Source organism: Streptomyces sp. NPDC089915, from assembly GCF_040684675.1.
In the GTDB taxonomy this organism is placed as follows: domain Bacteria; phylum Actinomycetota; class Actinomycetes; order Streptomycetales; family Streptomycetaceae; genus Streptomyces.
Map to the genome: position 1 here is coordinate 15791 of NZ_JBFBGN010000084.1, position 15639 is coordinate 31429.

General features: G+C 73.0%; 19 protein-coding genes. 7 read left to right on the forward strand and 12 right to left on the reverse strand.

The window, feature by feature from the left end; genetic code table 11:
• Positions 1–90: 90 nt before the first annotated feature.
• Positions 91–258: a DUF3117 domain-containing protein gene (locus AB0O29_RS23375; protein WP_003966491.1), complete on the reverse strand. Its 168-nt coding sequence runs from the start codon at positions 256–258 to the stop codon at positions 91–93.
• Positions 259–590: 332 nt separating this feature from the next.
• On the opposite strand from AB0O29_RS23375, the gene AB0O29_RS23380 reads away from it, so the two are divergent.
• Positions 591–1394, forward strand: a complete 804-nt coding sequence (locus tag AB0O29_RS23380) for an enoyl-CoA hydratase-related protein (RefSeq protein ID WP_365154286.1) — start codon at positions 591–593, stop codon at positions 1392–1394.
• Between the two features lie 15 nt (positions 1395–1409).
• Here AB0O29_RS23380 and AB0O29_RS23385 read toward each other — a convergent pair whose 3' ends face one another.
• Both AB0O29_RS23385 and AB0O29_RS23390 read right to left on the reverse strand, forming a co-directional pair.
• Positions 1410–1991, reverse strand: coding sequence for a DNA-3-methyladenine glycosylase I (locus AB0O29_RS23385; protein WP_365154288.1), 582 nt, complete (start codon positions 1989–1991; stop codon positions 1410–1412).
• A complete protein-coding gene (locus AB0O29_RS23390; protein WP_365154289.1) occupies positions 1988–2365 on the reverse strand; it encodes a DivIVA domain-containing protein in 378 nt (125 codons plus the stop codon). Before AB0O29_RS23390 ends, AB0O29_RS23385 begins: the two co-directional genes overlap by 4 nt.
• Positions 2366–2441: 76 nt before the next feature.
• Between AB0O29_RS23390 and folP the strand changes: the two genes are divergently transcribed.
• Entirely contained in the window at positions 2442–3302 is an 861-nt protein-coding gene (folP, locus tag AB0O29_RS23395; protein WP_365154291.1) for a dihydropteroate synthase, read from the forward strand.
• A gap of 28 nt (positions 3303–3330) precedes the next feature.
• On the opposite strand, the gene AB0O29_RS23400 is transcribed toward folP, so the two are convergent.
• Together AB0O29_RS23400 and dapE are read right to left on the reverse strand one after the other, a co-directional pair.
• Positions 3331–4089 carry a TIGR00730 family Rossman fold protein gene (locus tag AB0O29_RS23400; RefSeq protein ID WP_365154293.1) on the reverse strand — a complete coding sequence of 253 codons (759 nt, stop codon included), beginning with the start codon at positions 4087–4089 and terminating at the stop codon, positions 3331–3333.
• Positions 4090–4153: 64 nt separating this feature from the next.
• Positions 4154–5233, reverse strand: a complete 1080-nt coding sequence (gene dapE, locus AB0O29_RS23405; protein ID WP_365154295.1) for a succinyl-diaminopimelate desuccinylase — start codon at positions 5231–5233, stop codon at positions 4154–4156.
• A gap of 77 nt (positions 5234–5310) precedes the next feature.
• Between dapE and AB0O29_RS23410 the strand changes: the two genes are divergently transcribed.
• Positions 5311–6390 (forward strand): hypothetical protein, encoded by a 1080-nt coding sequence (locus AB0O29_RS23410; protein WP_365154320.1) that lies wholly within the window; start codon positions 5311–5313, stop codon positions 6388–6390.
• Between the two features lie 269 nt (positions 6391–6659).
• On the forward strand, positions 6660–7022 hold the full coding sequence (locus AB0O29_RS23415) for an ATP-binding protein (RefSeq protein ID WP_365154297.1): 363 nt from the start codon (positions 6660–6662) through the stop codon (positions 7020–7022).
• Between the two features lie 84 nt (positions 7023–7106).
• Here AB0O29_RS23415 and dapC read toward each other — a convergent pair whose 3' ends face one another.
• The gene (gene dapC, locus AB0O29_RS23420) at positions 7107–8201 is read right to left on the reverse strand and encodes a succinyldiaminopimelate transaminase (protein ID WP_365154299.1); all 1095 of its coding nucleotides are present in this window, start codon (positions 8199–8201) and stop codon (positions 7107–7109) included.
• Positions 8202–8307: 106 nt separating this feature from the next.
• Entirely contained in the window at positions 8308–8637 is a 330-nt protein-coding gene (fdxA, locus tag AB0O29_RS23425) for a ferredoxin (protein ID WP_030011906.1), read from the reverse strand.
• Positions 8638–8753: 116 nt separating this feature from the next.
• Here fdxA and AB0O29_RS23430 point away from each other — a divergent pair, with 116 nt between their 5' ends.
• A complete protein-coding gene (locus AB0O29_RS23430; RefSeq protein ID WP_365154301.1) occupies positions 8754–9743 on the forward strand; it encodes a GNAT family N-acetyltransferase in 990 nt (329 codons plus the stop codon).
• The gene (locus AB0O29_RS23435; protein ID WP_365154303.1) at positions 9740–10531 is read left to right on the forward strand and encodes a transglutaminase-like domain-containing protein; all 792 of its coding nucleotides are present in this window, start codon (positions 9740–9742) and stop codon (positions 10529–10531) included. The genes AB0O29_RS23430 and AB0O29_RS23435 overlap by 4 nt, the downstream gene beginning before the upstream one ends.
• Here the strand turns inward: AB0O29_RS23435 and AB0O29_RS23440 are convergent.
• Complete coding sequence (locus AB0O29_RS23440) at positions 10524–11597, reverse strand: tetratricopeptide repeat protein (RefSeq protein ID WP_365154305.1); 1074 nt, start codon at positions 11595–11597, stop codon at positions 10524–10526. The two genes, AB0O29_RS23435 and AB0O29_RS23440, sit on opposite strands and share 8 nt — an antisense overlap.
• A 269-nt stretch (positions 11598–11866) precedes the next feature.
• The gene (locus tag AB0O29_RS23445; protein WP_365154307.1) at positions 11867–12013 is read right to left on the reverse strand and encodes a hypothetical protein; all 147 of its coding nucleotides are present in this window, start codon (positions 12011–12013) and stop codon (positions 11867–11869) included.
• Positions 12014–12125: 112 nt separating this feature from the next.
• Here AB0O29_RS23445 and AB0O29_RS23450 point away from each other — a divergent pair, with 112 nt between their 5' ends.
• A complete protein-coding gene (locus AB0O29_RS23450) occupies positions 12126–13124 on the forward strand; it encodes a LuxR C-terminal-related transcriptional regulator (protein ID WP_365154308.1) in 999 nt (332 codons plus the stop codon).
• On the opposite strand, the gene asnB is transcribed toward AB0O29_RS23450, so the two are convergent.
• The 3 genes from asnB to AB0O29_RS23465 all read right to left on the reverse strand — a co-directional run.
• Complete coding sequence (asnB, locus tag AB0O29_RS23455) at positions 13108–14946, reverse strand: asparagine synthase (glutamine-hydrolyzing) (RefSeq protein ID WP_365154310.1); 1839 nt, start codon at positions 14944–14946, stop codon at positions 13108–13110. The two genes, AB0O29_RS23450 and asnB, sit on opposite strands and share 17 nt — an antisense overlap.
• 14 nt (positions 14947–14960) lie before the next feature.
• On the reverse strand, positions 14961–15227 hold the full coding sequence (locus tag AB0O29_RS23460) for an acyl carrier protein (RefSeq protein WP_365154312.1): 267 nt from the start codon (positions 15225–15227) through the stop codon (positions 14961–14963).
• 47 nt (positions 15228–15274) lie between these two features.
• The coding region (locus AB0O29_RS23465) for a hypothetical protein (RefSeq protein ID WP_365154314.1) at positions 15275–15639 on the reverse strand (365 nt) is incomplete at its 5' end.

Genomic DNA, 15639 nt, shown 5'->3' on the forward strand with positions numbered 1-15639 from the left:
CCGGCGGCGGGCCGCGCGGCCGGGGGAGAAGCAACACCGCCCCCGCCGCTGGAGCGGCGGGGGCGGTGCGGAGACTTCAATGGTCGAGGGTCAGCCGACGACCTTCTTCAGGGCGTCACCCAGGGCGTCCGCCTCGTCCGGCGTCAGCTCGACGACAAGCCGACCGCCGCCTTCGAGCGGTACGCGCATGACGATGCCTCGCCCCTCCTTGGTGACCTCGAGCGGGCCGTCGCCCGTCCGCGGCTTCATGGCCGCCATGCTCGTTCCCCTTCCTGAAACCAGCTCATCGTCAGCCGACGGCCCCGTTCAGGCGCCTAGTACCCGGCATCGAACACATTGCTTCCCAGCCATTATCCCGCATGTCAGGACCCGATGACCAACATCGGCGGGGAACGCTTGGGCAACGCGCTCGGCCAAAACCACTCATTTCGGGGATCCGCCTGCGATACTTCGCCGCCGCTCCCGGGGAAGCGCCTCCCCTTCGTTTGACGCACATCACATGCCCGGCGGTCGTCCGGTCCGCCATGCTGACCCTTGGACCGGCCGGTACCGGCCGGTAGCCACACCCGCGACGAAGGGGGACCCCCGCCATGGCCGACAGCGTGCTCTACGAAGTGACCGACGGACTCGCGAAGGTCACGATCAATCGGCCCGACGCGATGAACGCCATGAACACGGAGGCCAAGGTCGCCCTGCGGGACGCGGTCCGGGCGGCGGCCGACGACCCGGCCGTACGGGCGGTCCTGCTGACGGCCTCCGGCACCCGGGCGTTCTGCGTGGGGCAGGACCTCAAGGAGCACATCGGGAACCTGGCGGCGGACCGCGAGAGCGGCTCGAAGCTCACGATGAGCACCGTCTCCGAGCACTACAACCCGATCGTGCGGGCCCTCACGGAGATGCCCAAGCCCGTGGTGGCCGGGGTGAACGGCGTCGCGGCCGGGGCGGGCTTCGGTTTCGCGCTGGCGGCGGACTTCCGCGTGGTCGCCGACACCGCGTCCTTCAACACCTCGTTCGCCGGTGTGGCGCTGACCGCCGACTCCGGGGTCTCCTGGACCCTCCCCCGCCTGATCGGCGCCTCCCGGGCCTCCGACCTGCTGCTGTTCCCCCGCTCCGTCAAGGCGCAGGAGGCGTACGAGCTGGGGATCGCGAACCGTCTGGTGCCGGCGGACTCCCTGCACGAGGAGGCCGAGGCGGTGGCCCGGACCCTCGCCGCGGGCCCCACGGTGGCCTACGCCGCCCTGAAGGAGTCCCTGGCCTACGGGGCCTCCCACTCGCTCTCGGACGCCCTGGAGCGCGAGGACGTCCTCCAGACCCGCGCGGGTGCCTCGGAGGACCACTCCATCGCCGTCCAGGCCTTCCTCGCCAAGCAGCCCCCGGAGTACCTGGGCCGCTGAAGGTTCACCGAAGGTTCACGCCCCGCGGGAGACGCAGCCCGCGAGGTGGTCGTCGACCAGGCCGCACGCCTGCATCAGGGCGTAGGCCGTGGTCGGCCCGACGAAGCGGATGCCCGCCTTCTTGAGGGCCTTGGCCAGGGCCGTGGACTCCGGGGTGACCGCCGGCACGTCGCCGGTGGTCCTCGGGGCCCGGCCCTTCCGCTTCGGGGCGTGGGACCAGATCAGCGCGTCCAGCTCCCCGGGCTCCCATCCGGCGAGGACCTTCGCGTTGGCCAGGGTGGCCTCGATCTTGGCCCGGTTGCGGATGATGCCCTCGTCCAGGAGGAGCCGCTCGGCGTCGGCGGGGCCGAACTCCGCGACGGCCGCGATGCTGAAGCCGCTGAAGGCCTCGCGGAAGCCCTCGCGCCTGCGCAGGATCGTCAGCCAGGACAGTCCCGACTGGAAGGCCTCCAGGCACAGCCGCTCGTACAGGGCGTCGTCCCCGTGGACCGGCTTGCCCCATTCGGTGTCGTGGTAGGTGACGTAGTCCTCGGTCGCCAGCCCCCAGGGGCAGCGCGGGGCGCCGTCCGGGCCGGCCAGCAGCCCGCCGCCGCTCACCGCTCGTCCTTGGTGAGGTCGACGGCCGGGCCGGCGGGCGCCGGGGCCGCCGCCGGGGCCTGCGCGGCGGTCCGGTCGGCCGGGGTGCGCGCCGCCGTCAGCTCCGCGATCCGGGCGTCCCGCTCGGCGAGCTCGGCGGAGAGCCGGTCCAGCACGTCGTCCACCTCGGCCATCCGGTAGCCGCGCGGCGCGATGGGCAGCCGCAGCGCGTCGATGTCCTCCCGTACGACCGGACGGGTCTCGGGCAGGGCGTCGGCCACCCGGTCGGGCTCGGCCTCGGGCAGGACGGCCTCCGCGCCTCCGCCGATCACCGCGAGGGTGACCGCGGCCACGACCACGACCAGCGCGATCAGCAAGAACCAGAACACGATCAACTCCCCTGAGAGACTCCGGCCACCAGGTTAAGGTCGCACACGTGGCGCGAGGGTCGCCGAAGGAGGAAAGAGCGGGATGCTGCGACTGGGCAGGCGCGAGTTCGACACCCACGAGCCGGTGATCATGGCCATCGTGAACCGGACCCCTGACTCCTTCTACGACCAGGGCGCCACCTTCCTCGACCGGCCCGCCCTGGACCGGGTGGAGCGGGCCGTGGCCGAGGGCGCGGCGATCATCGACATCGGCGGGGTCAAGGCGGGCCCGGGCGAGCACGTGGACGCGGCGGAGGAGGCCCGGCGCACGGTCGGCTTCGTGGCGGAGGTGCGCCGCCGCCACCCGGACGTGGTGATCAGCGTGGACACCTGGCGGCACGAGGTCGGCGAGGCCGTCTGCGAGGCGGGGGCGGACCTGCTGAACGACGCCTGGGGCGGGGTGGACCCCAAGCTGGCGGAGGTCGCGGCGCGCTACGGCGCGGGCATCGTCTGCACCCACGCGGGCGGGGTCGAGCCGCGCACCCGGCCGCACCGGACCTCGTACGAGGACGTGATGGAGGACATCCTGCGCGTCACGGTCGGGCTCGCGGAGCGGGCCGAGGCCCTGGGCGTGCCCCGGGAGTCGATCATGATCGATCCGGGCCACGACTTCGGGAAGAACACCCGGCACTCACTGGAAGCCACCCGCCGCCTGGCGGAGATGACCGAAACCGGTTGGCCGGTACTGGTGTCCCTGTCCAACAAGGACTTCGTGGGCGAGACCCTCGACAAGCCGGTCAAGGAGCGGCTGCTGGGCACCCTGGCGACCACGGCCGTCTCGGCCTGGCTCGGCGCCCAGGTCTACCGGGTCCACGAGGTCGCGGAGACCAGGCAGGTCCTGGACATGGTCCGCTCGATCCAGGGGCTCCGGCCGCCGGCCGTCGCCCGGCGCGGGCTGGCCTGAGCCACCCCGCGCCCTGGGGCGCCCGTCCCTACTTGCCGACTTCCTTCGTCACGAGGGCGATCGCCTCGTCCACGTCGTCGGTGAGGTGGAAGAGGTAGAGGTCCTTCTCGGAGGCCTTGCCCTGCGCGATGACCGTGTTGCGCAGCCAGTCGACGAGGCCGCCCCAGTACTCGGTGCCGAAGAGCACGATCGGGAACCGGGTGATCTTCTGCGTCTGCACCAGGGTCAGCGCCTCGAACATCTCGTCCAGGGTGCCGAACCCGCCGGGCAGCACCACGAACCCCTGGCTGTACTTCACGAACATCGTCTTGCGGACGAAGAAGTACCGGAAGTTCAGCCCGAGGTCGACGTGCTGGTTGAGCCCCTGTTCGAAGGGGAGCTCGATGCCGAGGCCGACCGAGATGCCGTTCGCGTCGCGGGCGCCCTTGTTGGCCGCCTCCATCGCGCCCGGGCCGCCGCCGGTGATGACGGCGAAGCCGGCCTCGACGAGCGCGCTGCCGATCCGCACGCCCGCCTCGTACTCCGGCGAGCCGACGGCGGTGCGCGCCGAGCCGAACACGCTGATCGCGGGCGGCAGCTCGGCGAGCGTGCCGAAGCCCTCGATGAACTCCGACTGGATGCGCAGGACCCGCCAGGGATCGGTGTGCACCCACTCGGAGGGGCCGGCCGAGTCCAGCAGCCGCTGGTCCGTCGTGCTGCCCGCCTGCACCTGACCCCGTCTGCGCAGCACCGGTCCGAGCTGCTGCTCCTCGGGGCGCCGGGGCCCGTTGCCTTCGGAGTTGCCCATGATGTGCTCCCTCCTGCTGATCGTTGGATCAGGTTAGGCGCACAAAAGTGACGGGAGGGGGAATTTACGAGGTCAGCCAGGCGCGGAGTCGCTCCTCGCAGTGGAGGATCGCCTTGGTCTCGACCCGCTCGTCGACCTTGTGCGCGAGCAGCGCGTCGCCCGGACCGTAGTTGACGGCGGGGACGCCGAGGGCGCTGAAGCGGGAGACGTCCGTCCAGCCGAACTTGGGCATGGCCTGGCCGCCGACGGCCTCCATGAACGCGGCGGCCGCCGGGTGGGACAGGCCGGGGAGGGCGCCGGGCGAGGAGTCGTCGACCGTGACGGCGTCGACGCCGCAGTCGGCGAAGACCTCCTTCACGTGGGCGAGCGCGTCGGCCTCGCTGCGGTCGGGGGCGTAGCGGAAGTTGACCGTGACCGTGCAGGCGTCGGGGATGACGTTGTTGGCGACGCCGCCCTCGATGCGGACGGCGTTGAGGCCCTCGTGGAACTCCAGGCCGTCGATGACGGGCCGGCGGGGCTCGTAGGCGGCCAGCTTCGCCAGGATGGGGCTCGCGGCGTGGATGGCGTTGGACCCCATCCAGCTGCGGGCCGAGTGGGCGCGCTCGCCGCGGGTGTGCAGCAGGACGCGCAGGGTGCCCTGGCAGCCGCCCTCGACCTCGGCGTTGGAGGGCTCCAGCAGGACGGCGAAGTCCCCGGCCAGCCAGTCGGGGTGGGCGGCGGCGACCTTGCCGAGGCCGTTGAGGTCGGCGGCGACCTCCTCCTGGTCGTAGAAGACGAAGGTGAGGTCGCGGTTGGGCTCGGGCACGGTCGCGGCGATCCGCAGCTGTACGGCGATCCCGGACTTCATGTCCGTCGTGCCGCAGCCCCACAGGACGTCGTTCTCGTCCAGCCGGGACGGCACGTTCCCGGCGATCGGCACGGTGTCGAGGTGCCCGGCGAGCACGACGCGCTCGGCGCGGCCGAGGTCGGTGCGGGCGACGACGTTGTTGCCGTAGCGGTCGACGGTGAGGTGCGGGAGGCCCCGCAGGGCGTCCTCCACGAGGTCGGCGAGCACCTTCTCGTCGCCGCTCTCGGAGGGAATGTCGACGAGGCGGGCGGTCAGCCCGGCGGCGTCGAGGGTGAGGTCGAGCTCGGATTCGGACATGAAGCGACCCTAACGCCCCGGGATGGGCGGGTACCGGGAGCGTCCGGTCGGTGGACGCGTTATCGGCCTCAAGTACGGTGGGCCGCGTGTCCGAGACCGATCGTCCCCGTCCCCGCCGCCGCGGGCCGCTCCGCGCGGCCGTGGGCCTGGCCGTCCTGCTCGCGGTGATCGGATACGTGGCGGTGCACCACTACTCGGACGGCGGAGTCGGCGCCCCGCACTGCACGGTGACGGCGAAGGGCTCGGACGGCGGCTCCGGCGGGGCCTCCCAGACGTACGAGATGAGCCCCGAGCAGGCGTCGAACGCCGCGACGATAGCGGCCGTCGGGATCTCCAAGGGGCTCCCGGACCGGGCCGTGACGATCGCGCTGGCGACGGCGATGCAGGAGTCGGGGCTGCGCAACCTCGACCACGGGGACCGGGATTCGCTGGGGCTGTTCCAGCAGCGGCCCTCGCAGGGCTGGGGCACCCCGGAGCAGATCATGGACCCGGTGTACTCGGCGGGGATCTTCTACGACCGGCTCGTCGAGGTGAAGGGCTACACCCGGCTGCCGCTGACGGTGGCCGCGCAGCGGGTGCAGCTGAGCGGGTTCCCGCAGGCCTACGCCAAGCACGAGCCGGACGCGACGGTGCTGACGGCCGCCTTCGGCGAGGGCGGCGTCCCGGCCGTGCTGACCTGTACGGGGCCGGCGCCCCTCAAGGGCGACCCGGAGAAGGTGCGGACGGAGCTGGCCCGGGCGTTCGGCAGGGAGGCGCTGTCCGCCGGCCGCCCCGCGGTGCACGCGGGGGCGAAGGCGGGCGCGGGCGCCACGCCGAAGCCCGGGGCGAGCCCCTCGGCGGGGTCCGGCGCCCCGGCGGAGCCGGCCGCCGAGCCGGGCAACGCCCCCGAGGTCTCGGTGGACCTGTGGCTGAAGGAGGGCGGCGGCGCGGCCGAGGCCCGGCGCGGCCGGGCGATGGCGCACTGGGCGGTCGCCCGGTCGAGGGACCTGGGCATCGACCGGGTCGCGTACGAGGGTTCCGCCTGGGTGGCGGGGCAGAACCGGGGCGAGTGGCGCAGCGGGGCGAGTGACGGCGCGAAGGGCGCTTCGGCCGCCGCCGACCCGTACCGGGCGGTCCCCGGCCAGGTCCGGATCTTCGTCGCGGGCAACGCGCGCTGAGCCGCCTGGCCCGGTGCGCGCGGCGGGCGTCCCGCCGGCGGGACGTGATCGTTCGCGCGTGCGGGCCGTCCCCCGGGAGGGGTGGCCGCCCCCTTCCGCGCGCCGGGCGTACCGGCGGGCAGAACCCCTGGTGGGCGCGGTCCGATGGGCTTGTCACGGAAGCCGATTAAACGATGCGTTACTGATCCTTTACCCGGACGGTCCGCAACTCGGCGCACCCCGGGAGCGGTTGTACACGGCGTACGCAGCCGCTACCGCTTAGGAGCATCATGTCCCTCCCCCTGACCCGCCGGATCGCCCGCGCCGCGCTTCTCCTCGCAGCCGGTACCGCTCCCGTGGTCGGTGCGGCCGGCGCGGCCAGCGCCGCGGGCCTGGAGTCCGTGCCGCAGCTGGGCACGCTCGCCGCCCCTGACACCGCCGACGCCTCCGCCGCCACCGGTGCCGCCACCGGCGCGGCCACCGAGGTCGCGGGCACCGCCACCAAGGCCGTCCCGGCCGCCGCCCCCGCCGCGAACGTCGCGGGCGACGCGGGCCACATGCTGGGCGGCCTGCCCGTGGCGGGCCAGCTGCCCGTCGGCCACGACCTGCCGGTCGGGGCGCTGCCGCTGGGCTCCCTGCCGCTGGGCGGCTGAGCCCGCCGCACGCGGAACGCCGAGGGGCCGGGAGCGCGCAGCTCCCGGCCCCTCGGGGCGTTCGGGCCCGTCAGTTCGGGTCCGTCAGCCCAGGCGCTTGACCGCGGCTTCGACCCGCTCGTCGGTGGCGGTGAAGGCGACGCGCACGAAGTTCGCGCCGGCCTCGCCGTAGAAGTCGCCCGGCGCCACCAGGATGCCGAGGGACGCGAGGTGGGCCACGGTGTCCCAGCAGGGCTCGTCGCGGGTCACCCACAGGTAGAGGCTGGCCTCGCTGTGCTCGACCCGGAAGCCGTGCCCCTCCAGGGCGGTGCGCAGCGCCTCGCGGCGGGCGGCGTAGCGGCCACGCTGCTCGGCCACGTGGGCGTCGTCGCCGAGGGCGGCGACGACGGCGGCCTGGACGGGGGCGGGGGTCATCATGCCGCCGTGCTTGCGGATCTCCAGCAGCTCGGCGAGGACGGCCTCGTCGCCGGCGATGAAGGCGGCGCGGTAGCCGGCCAGGTTGGAGCGCTTGGAGAGCGAGTGGACGGCGACGAGGCCCTCGTAGGAGCCGCCGCAGACGTCGTCGTGCAGGACGGAGACCGGCTCGGCCTCCCAGCCCAGTTCCAGGTAGCACTCGTCGCTGAAGACGAGGATCCCGTGCTCGCGCGCCCAGGCGACGATCCGGATCAGCTCCTCCTTACCGAGGACCTTTCCGGTCGGGTTCGACGGGGAGTTGAGCCACAGCAGCTTCAGGCCGGCCGGGTCCAGCTCGGTCGGGTCGTCGTAGACGACGGCCTCCGCGCCGCACAGCCGGGCGCCGACCTCGTACGTCGGGTAGGCGAGGCGGGGGTAGGCCACCTTGTCGCCCGCACCCAGGCCCAGCTGGGTCGGCAGCCAGGCCACGAGCTCCTTGGAGCCGACCACGGGCAGCACGTTGCGGTGTCCGGCGGCGCTCGCGCCGAGACGGCCGCGCAGCCAGCCGGTGATCGCGTCGCGCAGCGCGGGGGTTCCCCACACGGTCGGGTAGCCCGGGGAGTCGGCGGCGCCGATCAGGGCGTCCTGGATGAGCCGCGGCACCGGGTCGACGGGCGTGCCGACGGACAGGTCGACGATGCCGTCCTCGTGGGCCGCCGCCGTCTTCTTGTACGGCTCCAGCTTGTCCCAGGGGAACGTGGGAAGACGGTCGGAAACTGCGGCCACGGTGCTCTGCTCTCTGCTCAGGGGCTGGAGGGGTGCGGGAAAACGGCTCGGTCCCGCGCGGCAGCAGTGCCGTACGGGACCGAGGGGCGCGTCTGCCGTGGGACGGTCAGTGCTCGCCGTTGATGCCGGCGGGCAGCGCGGCGACGAAGGGGTGGTCGCGCTCGATCAGGCCGAGCTTGGAGGCACCACCGGGCGAGCCGAGCTCGTCGAAGAACTCGACGTTCGCCTTGTAGTAGTCCTTCCACTCCTCCGGGGTGTCGTCCTCGTAGAAGATGGCCTCGACGGGGCAGACCGGCTCACACGCGCCGCAGTCGACGCACTCGTCCGGGTGGATGTACAAGGACCGCTGGCCCTCGTAGATGCAGTCGACGGGGCACTCTTCGATGCAGGCCTTGTCCTTGACGTCGACACAAGGCTCCGCGATGACGTAGGTCACGCTCTCGTTCCTCCTCGGTAGGGCTGTCCAATCGCGCGGGAGCGCGGCGTCGTCGATGCCCGCACCTAGTATCTCCGTTCCCGGGCACGATCCGAACAGGAGGGGCGGACAGAGCTGTGGAATTCACTGCCGGAGGACTGCTGGAGATCCGTATTACCCCGGCTGACGTGGGTAAACGAGTCTCTGTACGACGGGTGGAGGGCGGCGGTGGCGGTGCCCCCGTCTTCGCCGACGCCGTAGGGGTTCTCACATCCTGGACCGCGGGTGTGCTGACGATCACACGCAAGGACGGCGTGTCCGTCCACATCCCGGAATCCTCCCTGGTCGCGGGCAAGGTGGTGCCGGCCGCACCGGCCCGCCGCAGGGGTCCCGCGGCCTCCTTCGAGGAGCTGACGAGGGTCACCGCGCGGGCGTGGCCGCCCCTGGAGAGCGAGCCCCTGGGGGAATGGACCCTGCGGGCGGCCGCCGGGTTCACCCGGCGCGCCAACTCGGTGCTGCCGCTCGGCGACCCGGGGATACCCCTGGACGAAGCACTCGCGCGGGTGACGGCCTGGTACGCGCGACGGGACCTGCCGGCCTACGTGCAGGCCGCGACGGGCGCCGCCGGCACCCAGGAGCAGCTCTGCGCGGAGCTGGAGCGGCGCGGCTGGGTCAACGAGGTGTCGGCGGAGGTCCGGACCGGGGGCCTGGCGCCGGTGGCCGACCTGGACGCGGACGTGTCGGGGGTGCTGCTGACGCGCGAGCCGGACGAGGCCTGGCTCGGCCGCTACGGCCGGGTCCGGGACCCCGGGCTGGCGCGGCGCATGCTGGTGGCGGGCCCGTCGGTGTGGTTCGCCTCCCTGGACGGCGGCCGGGCGATCGGGCGGTGCGTGGTCGACGGGCGCTGGGCCGGCTTCGGGGCCGTCGCGGTGGACCCGGAGTTCCGCCGCAAGGGCCTCGCGACGGCGGTGATGGCGGCGCTGTCGCGGCGGGCGCTGGAGGAGGGGGCGTCGGCGGCCTGGCTCCAGGTGGAGACGGACAATCCCGGCGCGCGGGCCCTGTACGACGGCATGGGCTTCGCCACGCACCACTCGTACCACCACTTCCGCGCGGGAGCCGGGGCGTGAGCGCGGCCTCGCGGGAGCTGTTCGCGGCCGAGGCCCGCGCCGAGCGGCCGGACCTGGCGACGCTGTGCCTGCTGCTGGCGGCGGAGGCGGACCCGGAGCTGGACGAACGGGCCATGGACTGGGCGCAGATGGAGCTGGACCGGCTCGCGGGGATGCTCCCGTACGGGCTGCGCGGGGCGAAGGCCTGGGCGGCGGCGGTGACGGAGCTGCTGGGCGGCCGGCTCGGCTTCCACGGCACCCCGAAGGACTACGACCGGCTGGAGTCCTCGCTGCTGCACGAGGTGCTGCGGCGCCGCCGGGGGCTGCCGATCCTGCTGTCGGTGGTCTGGCTGGAGGTGGCCCGGCGGGCGGGGGCGCCGGTATACGGGCTGGGGCTGCCGGGGCACTTCACGGTGGGCTTCGGGGACCCGGAGGAGGGGGTCGTGGTCGATCCCTTCGCGGGCGGCGCCTCGCTGGGCACGGGTCCGGCGGAGCTCGCCCGGGGGCCGCGGACGGCCGCCCGGACCCTGGACATCGTCCTGCGGGTGCTGGGCAACATCCGGGTCTGGGCGTCGGCGCGGCCGGAGCACTCGGCGGTGGCCCTGTGGTCCCTGGACCTGTCCCTGCTGCTGCCCTCGCACCCGGCGGCGCTGCGCTACGAGCGGGCCAAGCTGCTGGTGGAGCGGGGTTCCTTCCGGGAGGGCGCGGCGGAGATGGACGCGTACGCGGTCGTCATGGACGCGGTCGACCCCCCGTCGGCGATCCGCATCCGCGCGGAGGCCGCCTCGGCCCGGGCCCTGCTCAACTGACGGGCGCGGGGTCGGCGGGGGGCGTCGCGCGGGTGAGGAACGCGGCGGCCGCGGGGACGGTCGGGTCGATCCGGTGCGAGAGTTCGTAGGCCTCGCGGGCGCGCCCGAGGTCTCCTCTCTGTTCGTGGATCCATCCGGTGCCGAACGCGGCTCCGGCCACCGTCACGCCGCCCAGCGCGAACACCCGCTCGTAGGCGCGCAGGGCGTCGTCGTGCCGCCCGGCGCGGAGCAGGGCCTCGGCGTGGGCGGTGTGGGCTCCGGGGTCGAACGGGTCCAGGCGCGCCATGGCCGAGGCGGCCTTGAGGGCTTCCTCGAAGCGTTCCGAGCGCCGGGCGAGGCGTGCCTGCGTCCGCAGCAGGCCCATCGACTCCAGTTCCCACGCCAGCCGGTCCGGGGCGGCCGCGTCGCTCGCCGGCCGGGCCGTGAGCAGAGGGAGCGCGGCCCCGTCCGCGTGGTCCAGGGCGGCGGCGCGCCTCCCGCACGCCAGGGACGCCTCGCACAGGGCCCGCGACAGCCGGACCCGCCACACGCCGGACAGGCCGAGCCGGTCCTGTGCGCCGTCCCCGGCCTCCCGGAGCGTGCGTTCGGCCTCGGCGACCAGGTGCGGCAGGGCCCGCGGGCCGACCCGCGAGGACGGCCGGACGGCCGATGCCAGGGCCGGGACCCACAGGACGAGGCGCACCGCCGGCGGTGTCCGGGGATCCGTCACGGTCCTGAGGACCTCGGCCTCGACCTCGGCGGGACGCGGGTGCGCCTCCATGAGGGCCCGTACCAGGGCGGGCAGTGCCTCCGGCGGCAGGTCGGCCGGGAGCGCCGCGGTGCCCGGCCCCGCGCCGGGGTTCATGATCGAGACCGCTGACGCCGGGTAACCGAGCCGGAGCATCAGCGTTCCCGCGGCGCCCCGTTCACGGGGGGTCAGCCGGTCCGGGCGGGCGGTGAACTCCGCCGTGCGCCGCCACAGGGGGCTCGCCAGGTCGTCGGGCAGCAGGTCGAACTCCGAGCCCACGGCGTCCGCCCGGCCCCAGCTCGCGGCGGTGAGCACCCGCAGATGCCGCGGAGCCGGCACCGGGAAAAGCGGAATCCCGTCGACCCGTCCACTTACCAGATACCGGGCGATAACGAATGTCGCCGCGGAATATTTGGGCGAGCAGGAGACCGGCGGCGCCAATCCGACGTGCACGGGGCATACCGCCGGTACATCGGCCTCCAGCAGGGCCTCGATCCGCCGGTTGAGCGCACGGGGGCCACTAGAGGGCTGGTAGAGGGTTGACGGATATGGCATGATCTTCCAGATTGACGGGAGCGCTTTACCACGAACCCGTCAAAGAAGCAGGATCAGTCCCATCCCGGATCTTCATGGTTCACGACGATGGCGACAGAACGGGTTTCAGTACTGCCGGAATTCGCGTCCGCCGGAGCGGAGGCCAATACGGCGGCGATCGCCACGAGCGCGATCGAAAGACTTACGAACAGAGACTTCATAATTTCCCCCTTGTGGCCGCCTTTTGGCGCCTACGGGAGAAACTCTCGCCTGCGGCTCGCCGTCGGACAAGAGCGTGACGGGCTCATGATGTGACATTGCAGGAGGCTGAACGTGAGCGTCCCCGATCCGGAGGACACGGGCTGCTGTTCGGGTGCGTCGTTGTGCGACACGGGAGTCGAGTACTACCTCGGCGCCGTGCGCGCCGGCAACGCCGACCCCGCCGCCATCCCGTCGTGCGTCCTGCGGCTCCAACTCGTCCAGCCGGTCACCGGCTCCGCGCACGCCCTCACCCCGATCCGCCCCTCCTCCGCCCTCGCCCTGCTGGTACGCCCCATCGAGCAGGAGATCAGCGCACGGCAGCAGGCGGCCCAGGACCTGCAGCACGCGCTGGAACCCATCGAGGCCCTGTACAACGCCCATCAGCGCCCGGTCTCCGACCTCACCGTGCTCGAGGGCCTCGCCACGATCAACGCGGCCATCGACCACGCCACGGTGAACTGCTCGAAGGAGCTGCTCACCGCCCAGCCCGGCGGGGGCCGGTCCTCGTCCGTACTGACCGAGGCCCTCCGGCGCAGCAGGGAACTGCTGGACCGCGGCGTCCACGTGCGCACCATGTACCAGCACACGGTGCGCTACAACCCGGCCACCATGGCCTACGTCCGCGAGATCACGGCCTACAGCGGCGCGGCGGAGGTGCGGACCCTCGACGAGCTCTTCGAGCGCCTCATCATCTTCGACCGGTCCGTCGCCTACCTCCCCGCCCGGGGAGACCGGCGCAACGCGGTGGAGATACGCCAGCCCGCCCTCGTCGCGTTCCTCGTGGACATCTACGAGCGCGCCTGGGACCGCGCCACCCCCCTCGTCGCGGCGGCCTCGGCCAGGGAGAACCCCAGCGTCATCCCCGGGGTCCGCCGCTCCATCGCGCAGCTCCTCGTCGCCGGGTACGTGGACGAGGCGATCGCCCGGCGCCTGGGGATGAGCGTGCGCACCTGCCGGGCGCACATCGCCAAGATCGCGGAACAGCTGGGCAGTACGAACCGGGCGCAGCTCGGCTACCTGCTCGGCGCCTCCGGCTACCTCGACGAACCCGACGTCACAGCTCCAGAGTGACGTCGTAGGCGCCGAGCCACCTGTTCAGCCAGACGGCCAGCTCCAGGCTGCCCCGGTCGTAGGCCCGGCTGACGGAGCCCTGGGGGCGGGCGAGGAGCGCCGTCGCGCGTTCCACGTCCAGCAGCGCCCGGACGGGCGCGTTCCGGTCGCGCAGGACCTCCGCGAGTTCCGCCCGCAGCCCGGCCTCGTAGGCGGGGTCCTGCGTCGTGGGGTAGGGGGTCTTGACGCGCTGGAGCACGGACTGCGGAAGCAGGTCCGCCGTGGCGGCGCGCAGCAGGCTCTTCTCCCGCCCGTCGAACGTCTTCATCGCCCAGGGCGTGTTGAAGACGTACTCGACCAGCCGGTGGTCGCAGAAGGGCACCCGGACCTCCAGGCCCACCGCCATGCTCATGCGGTCCTTGCGGTCAAGCAGCGTCCGGACGAAGCGGGTCAGGTTGAGGTGGCTCATCTGCCGCATCCGGCGTTCCGCCGGGTCCTCGCCCGGCAGGACGGGCACCTCCGCGATGGCCTCGGCGTAGCGGGCGCGGCGGTGGCCGGCGAGGTCGAGCTTCTCCACCAGCCCCCGGTCGAGCAGGCGCAGGCCGCCGAAGTAGCGGGCCGAGCCCGAGGTCAGCCAGGGGAAGGTGTCGGCTTCCACGGCCCCCGGGTTGTGGAACCACTGGTAGCCGCCGAACAGTTCGTCGGCCGCCTCTCCCGACAGCGCCACCGTGGTGTGCCGGCGCACCGCCTTGAAGAGCAGGTACAGCGAGGGCCACATGTCGCCCCAGTAGGCCGGGGGCAGATCGGTGGCCCGCAGGACCGCGGCCCGGACGGCGGGGTCGAGCAGTTCTCCGCTGTCGAGGAGCACTTCGGTGTGGTCGGCCCCCACGTGCCGTGCCACCTCGCGGGCGTAGGGCGCGTCGGCCGCGCCGCGCACGGCGTCGGGGCGGAAGTCGCCGGCGCCGGAGAAGTCGACGGAGAACGAGCGCAGCGGGGACGGGTCCAGGTGGCGGGCGGCCAGGGCGGCCACGGCCGAGGAGTCGAGTCCGCCCGACAGCAGGCTGGACAGCGGGACGTCCGACACCAGCTGGCGCGCGACCGTGTCCTCCAGCAGGTCGCGGACGGTGCCCACGGTGGTGTCCAGGTCGTCCGTGTGCTCACGGGCCTCCAGCGCCCAGTAGCGGTGCTTGGTCAGGCCGCCGCGGCGGATGCGGATGTAGTGCCCGGGGCGGACCTCGTACATGCCGGAGTAGACGGCGGCCTCCGGGGACCTCACCATGTCGAGGACCTCGCGCAGGCCGTCGGCGTCGACCCGGGCCGAAACGGACGGGTGGGCGAGCACGGCCTTGGGCTCGGAGCCGAACAGCACGCCGTCGCGGGTCGGGTAGTAGTACAGCGGCTTGACGCCCATCCGGTCGCGGACGAGGGTCAGCTCCTGTGTCCGGCCGTCCCAGACGGCCAGCGCGAACATGCCGTTGAGCCGCTCGGCGAAGCCGTGTCCCCACTGGAGGTAGGCGCGCAGCACCACCTCGGTGTCGCTGCGGGTACGGAAGACGTGCCCGTGGGAGACGAGCTCCGTCCGCAGTTCCGGGAAGTTGTAGACCTCGCCGCAGAACGTGAGCGCGACCCGGTCCTCGTCGCGGGCCTCCCCCACCATCGGCTGGCGGCCGCCTTCGACGTCGATGACGGCGAGCCGGCGGTGGCCGAGCGCGACGTGACGCGACGTCCAGATCCCCTCGGCGTCCGGGCCCCGGCAGACCAGGATCCGGGTCATGGCGGTGATCTCCGCCTCGTCCTGGCGGACCTCCCGGTCGAAGGCCACCCATCCCGCTATTCCGCACATCGGTCAGTCCTCCTTCACCGAGCTGCCCGGGCGGGGAGCGCGTTGATCTCCCGCAGCAGACCGCCCGGAGTCCGGGCCTGCCACAAGGTGTCGTACGTGAGTTCGATGCCGTGGTCGAGCTCGAGGCGGATCAGGGTGTTGTAGAGGGTGAGGGAGTCGAAGCCCAGGGCTTCGAAGGTCTCGTCGGAGATGTCCCCGGCGAGGTCGAGGGTCTCCCAGTCGTCGTGGTCGGCGCACTCGCGGAGGATGCGTGCGAGGTCGTCGAGGGCAAATTCACGCACGGTGTCGTTCTGCCTTCCGGAGGATGGTGTGGGGCCGGCGCCGTCGGTCAGACCGCGACGGCAGGCTGCTCGCCGAGCAGGCGGGCGAGGAAGTCCCGGTCCAGGTCCCCGACCCCGTCGCTCGGCGGGATGAACAGGGAGGTCCCGTAGTCGATGTCCTTGATGGCCGCGGCGAGCCCCGAGAGCTTGCCGTGCACGAGCTTGGACTCCTGGCCCTCCTGGGACTGGGAGCACACCGCCACGAAGGGGCGGTCCTCTCCGAGGCCCTCGCACAGGTACTCCTGGAGCAGGTCGATCTGGTTGGTCTGCCACGGCTCGATGAAGTTCGTCTTGCTCGTGCCGACGGAGGAGCCGTGGTAGATGAACATGCCCAGACGCGGGTCGAGGCGGTAGCGGAAGAGCAGCAGCCGGT

What these genes read in the sequence shown, in the direction of transcription:
- AB0O29_RS23375 (WP_003966491.1), bottom strand. Translation starts at nt 258, where the DNA reads ATGGCGGCCATGAAGCCGCGGACGGGCGACGGCCCGCTCGAGGTCACC.
- AB0O29_RS23380 (WP_365154286.1), top strand. Translation starts at nt 591, where the DNA reads ATGGCCGACAGCGTGCTCTACGAAGTGACCGACGGACTCGCGAAGGTC.
- folP (WP_365154291.1), top strand. Translation starts at nt 2,442, where the DNA reads ATGCTGCGACTGGGCAGGCGCGAGTTCGACACCCACGAGCCGGTGATC.
- AB0O29_RS23400 (WP_365154293.1), bottom strand. Translation starts at nt 4,089, where the DNA reads ATGGGCAACTCCGAAGGCAACGGGCCCCGGCGCCCCGAGGAGCAGCAG.
- dapE (WP_365154295.1), bottom strand. Translation starts at nt 5,233, where the DNA reads ATGTCCGAATCCGAGCTCGACCTCACCCTCGACGCCGCCGGGCTGACC.
- AB0O29_RS23415 (WP_365154297.1), top strand. Translation starts at nt 6,660, where the DNA reads ATGTCCCTCCCCCTGACCCGCCGGATCGCCCGCGCCGCGCTTCTCCTC.
- AB0O29_RS23445 (WP_365154307.1), bottom strand. Translation starts at nt 12,013, where the DNA reads ATGAAGTCTCTGTTCGTAAGTCTTTCGATCGCGCTCGTGGCGATCGCC.
- asnB (WP_365154310.1), bottom strand. Translation starts at nt 14,946, where the DNA reads ATGTGCGGAATAGCGGGATGGGTGGCCTTCGACCGGGAGGTCCGCCAG.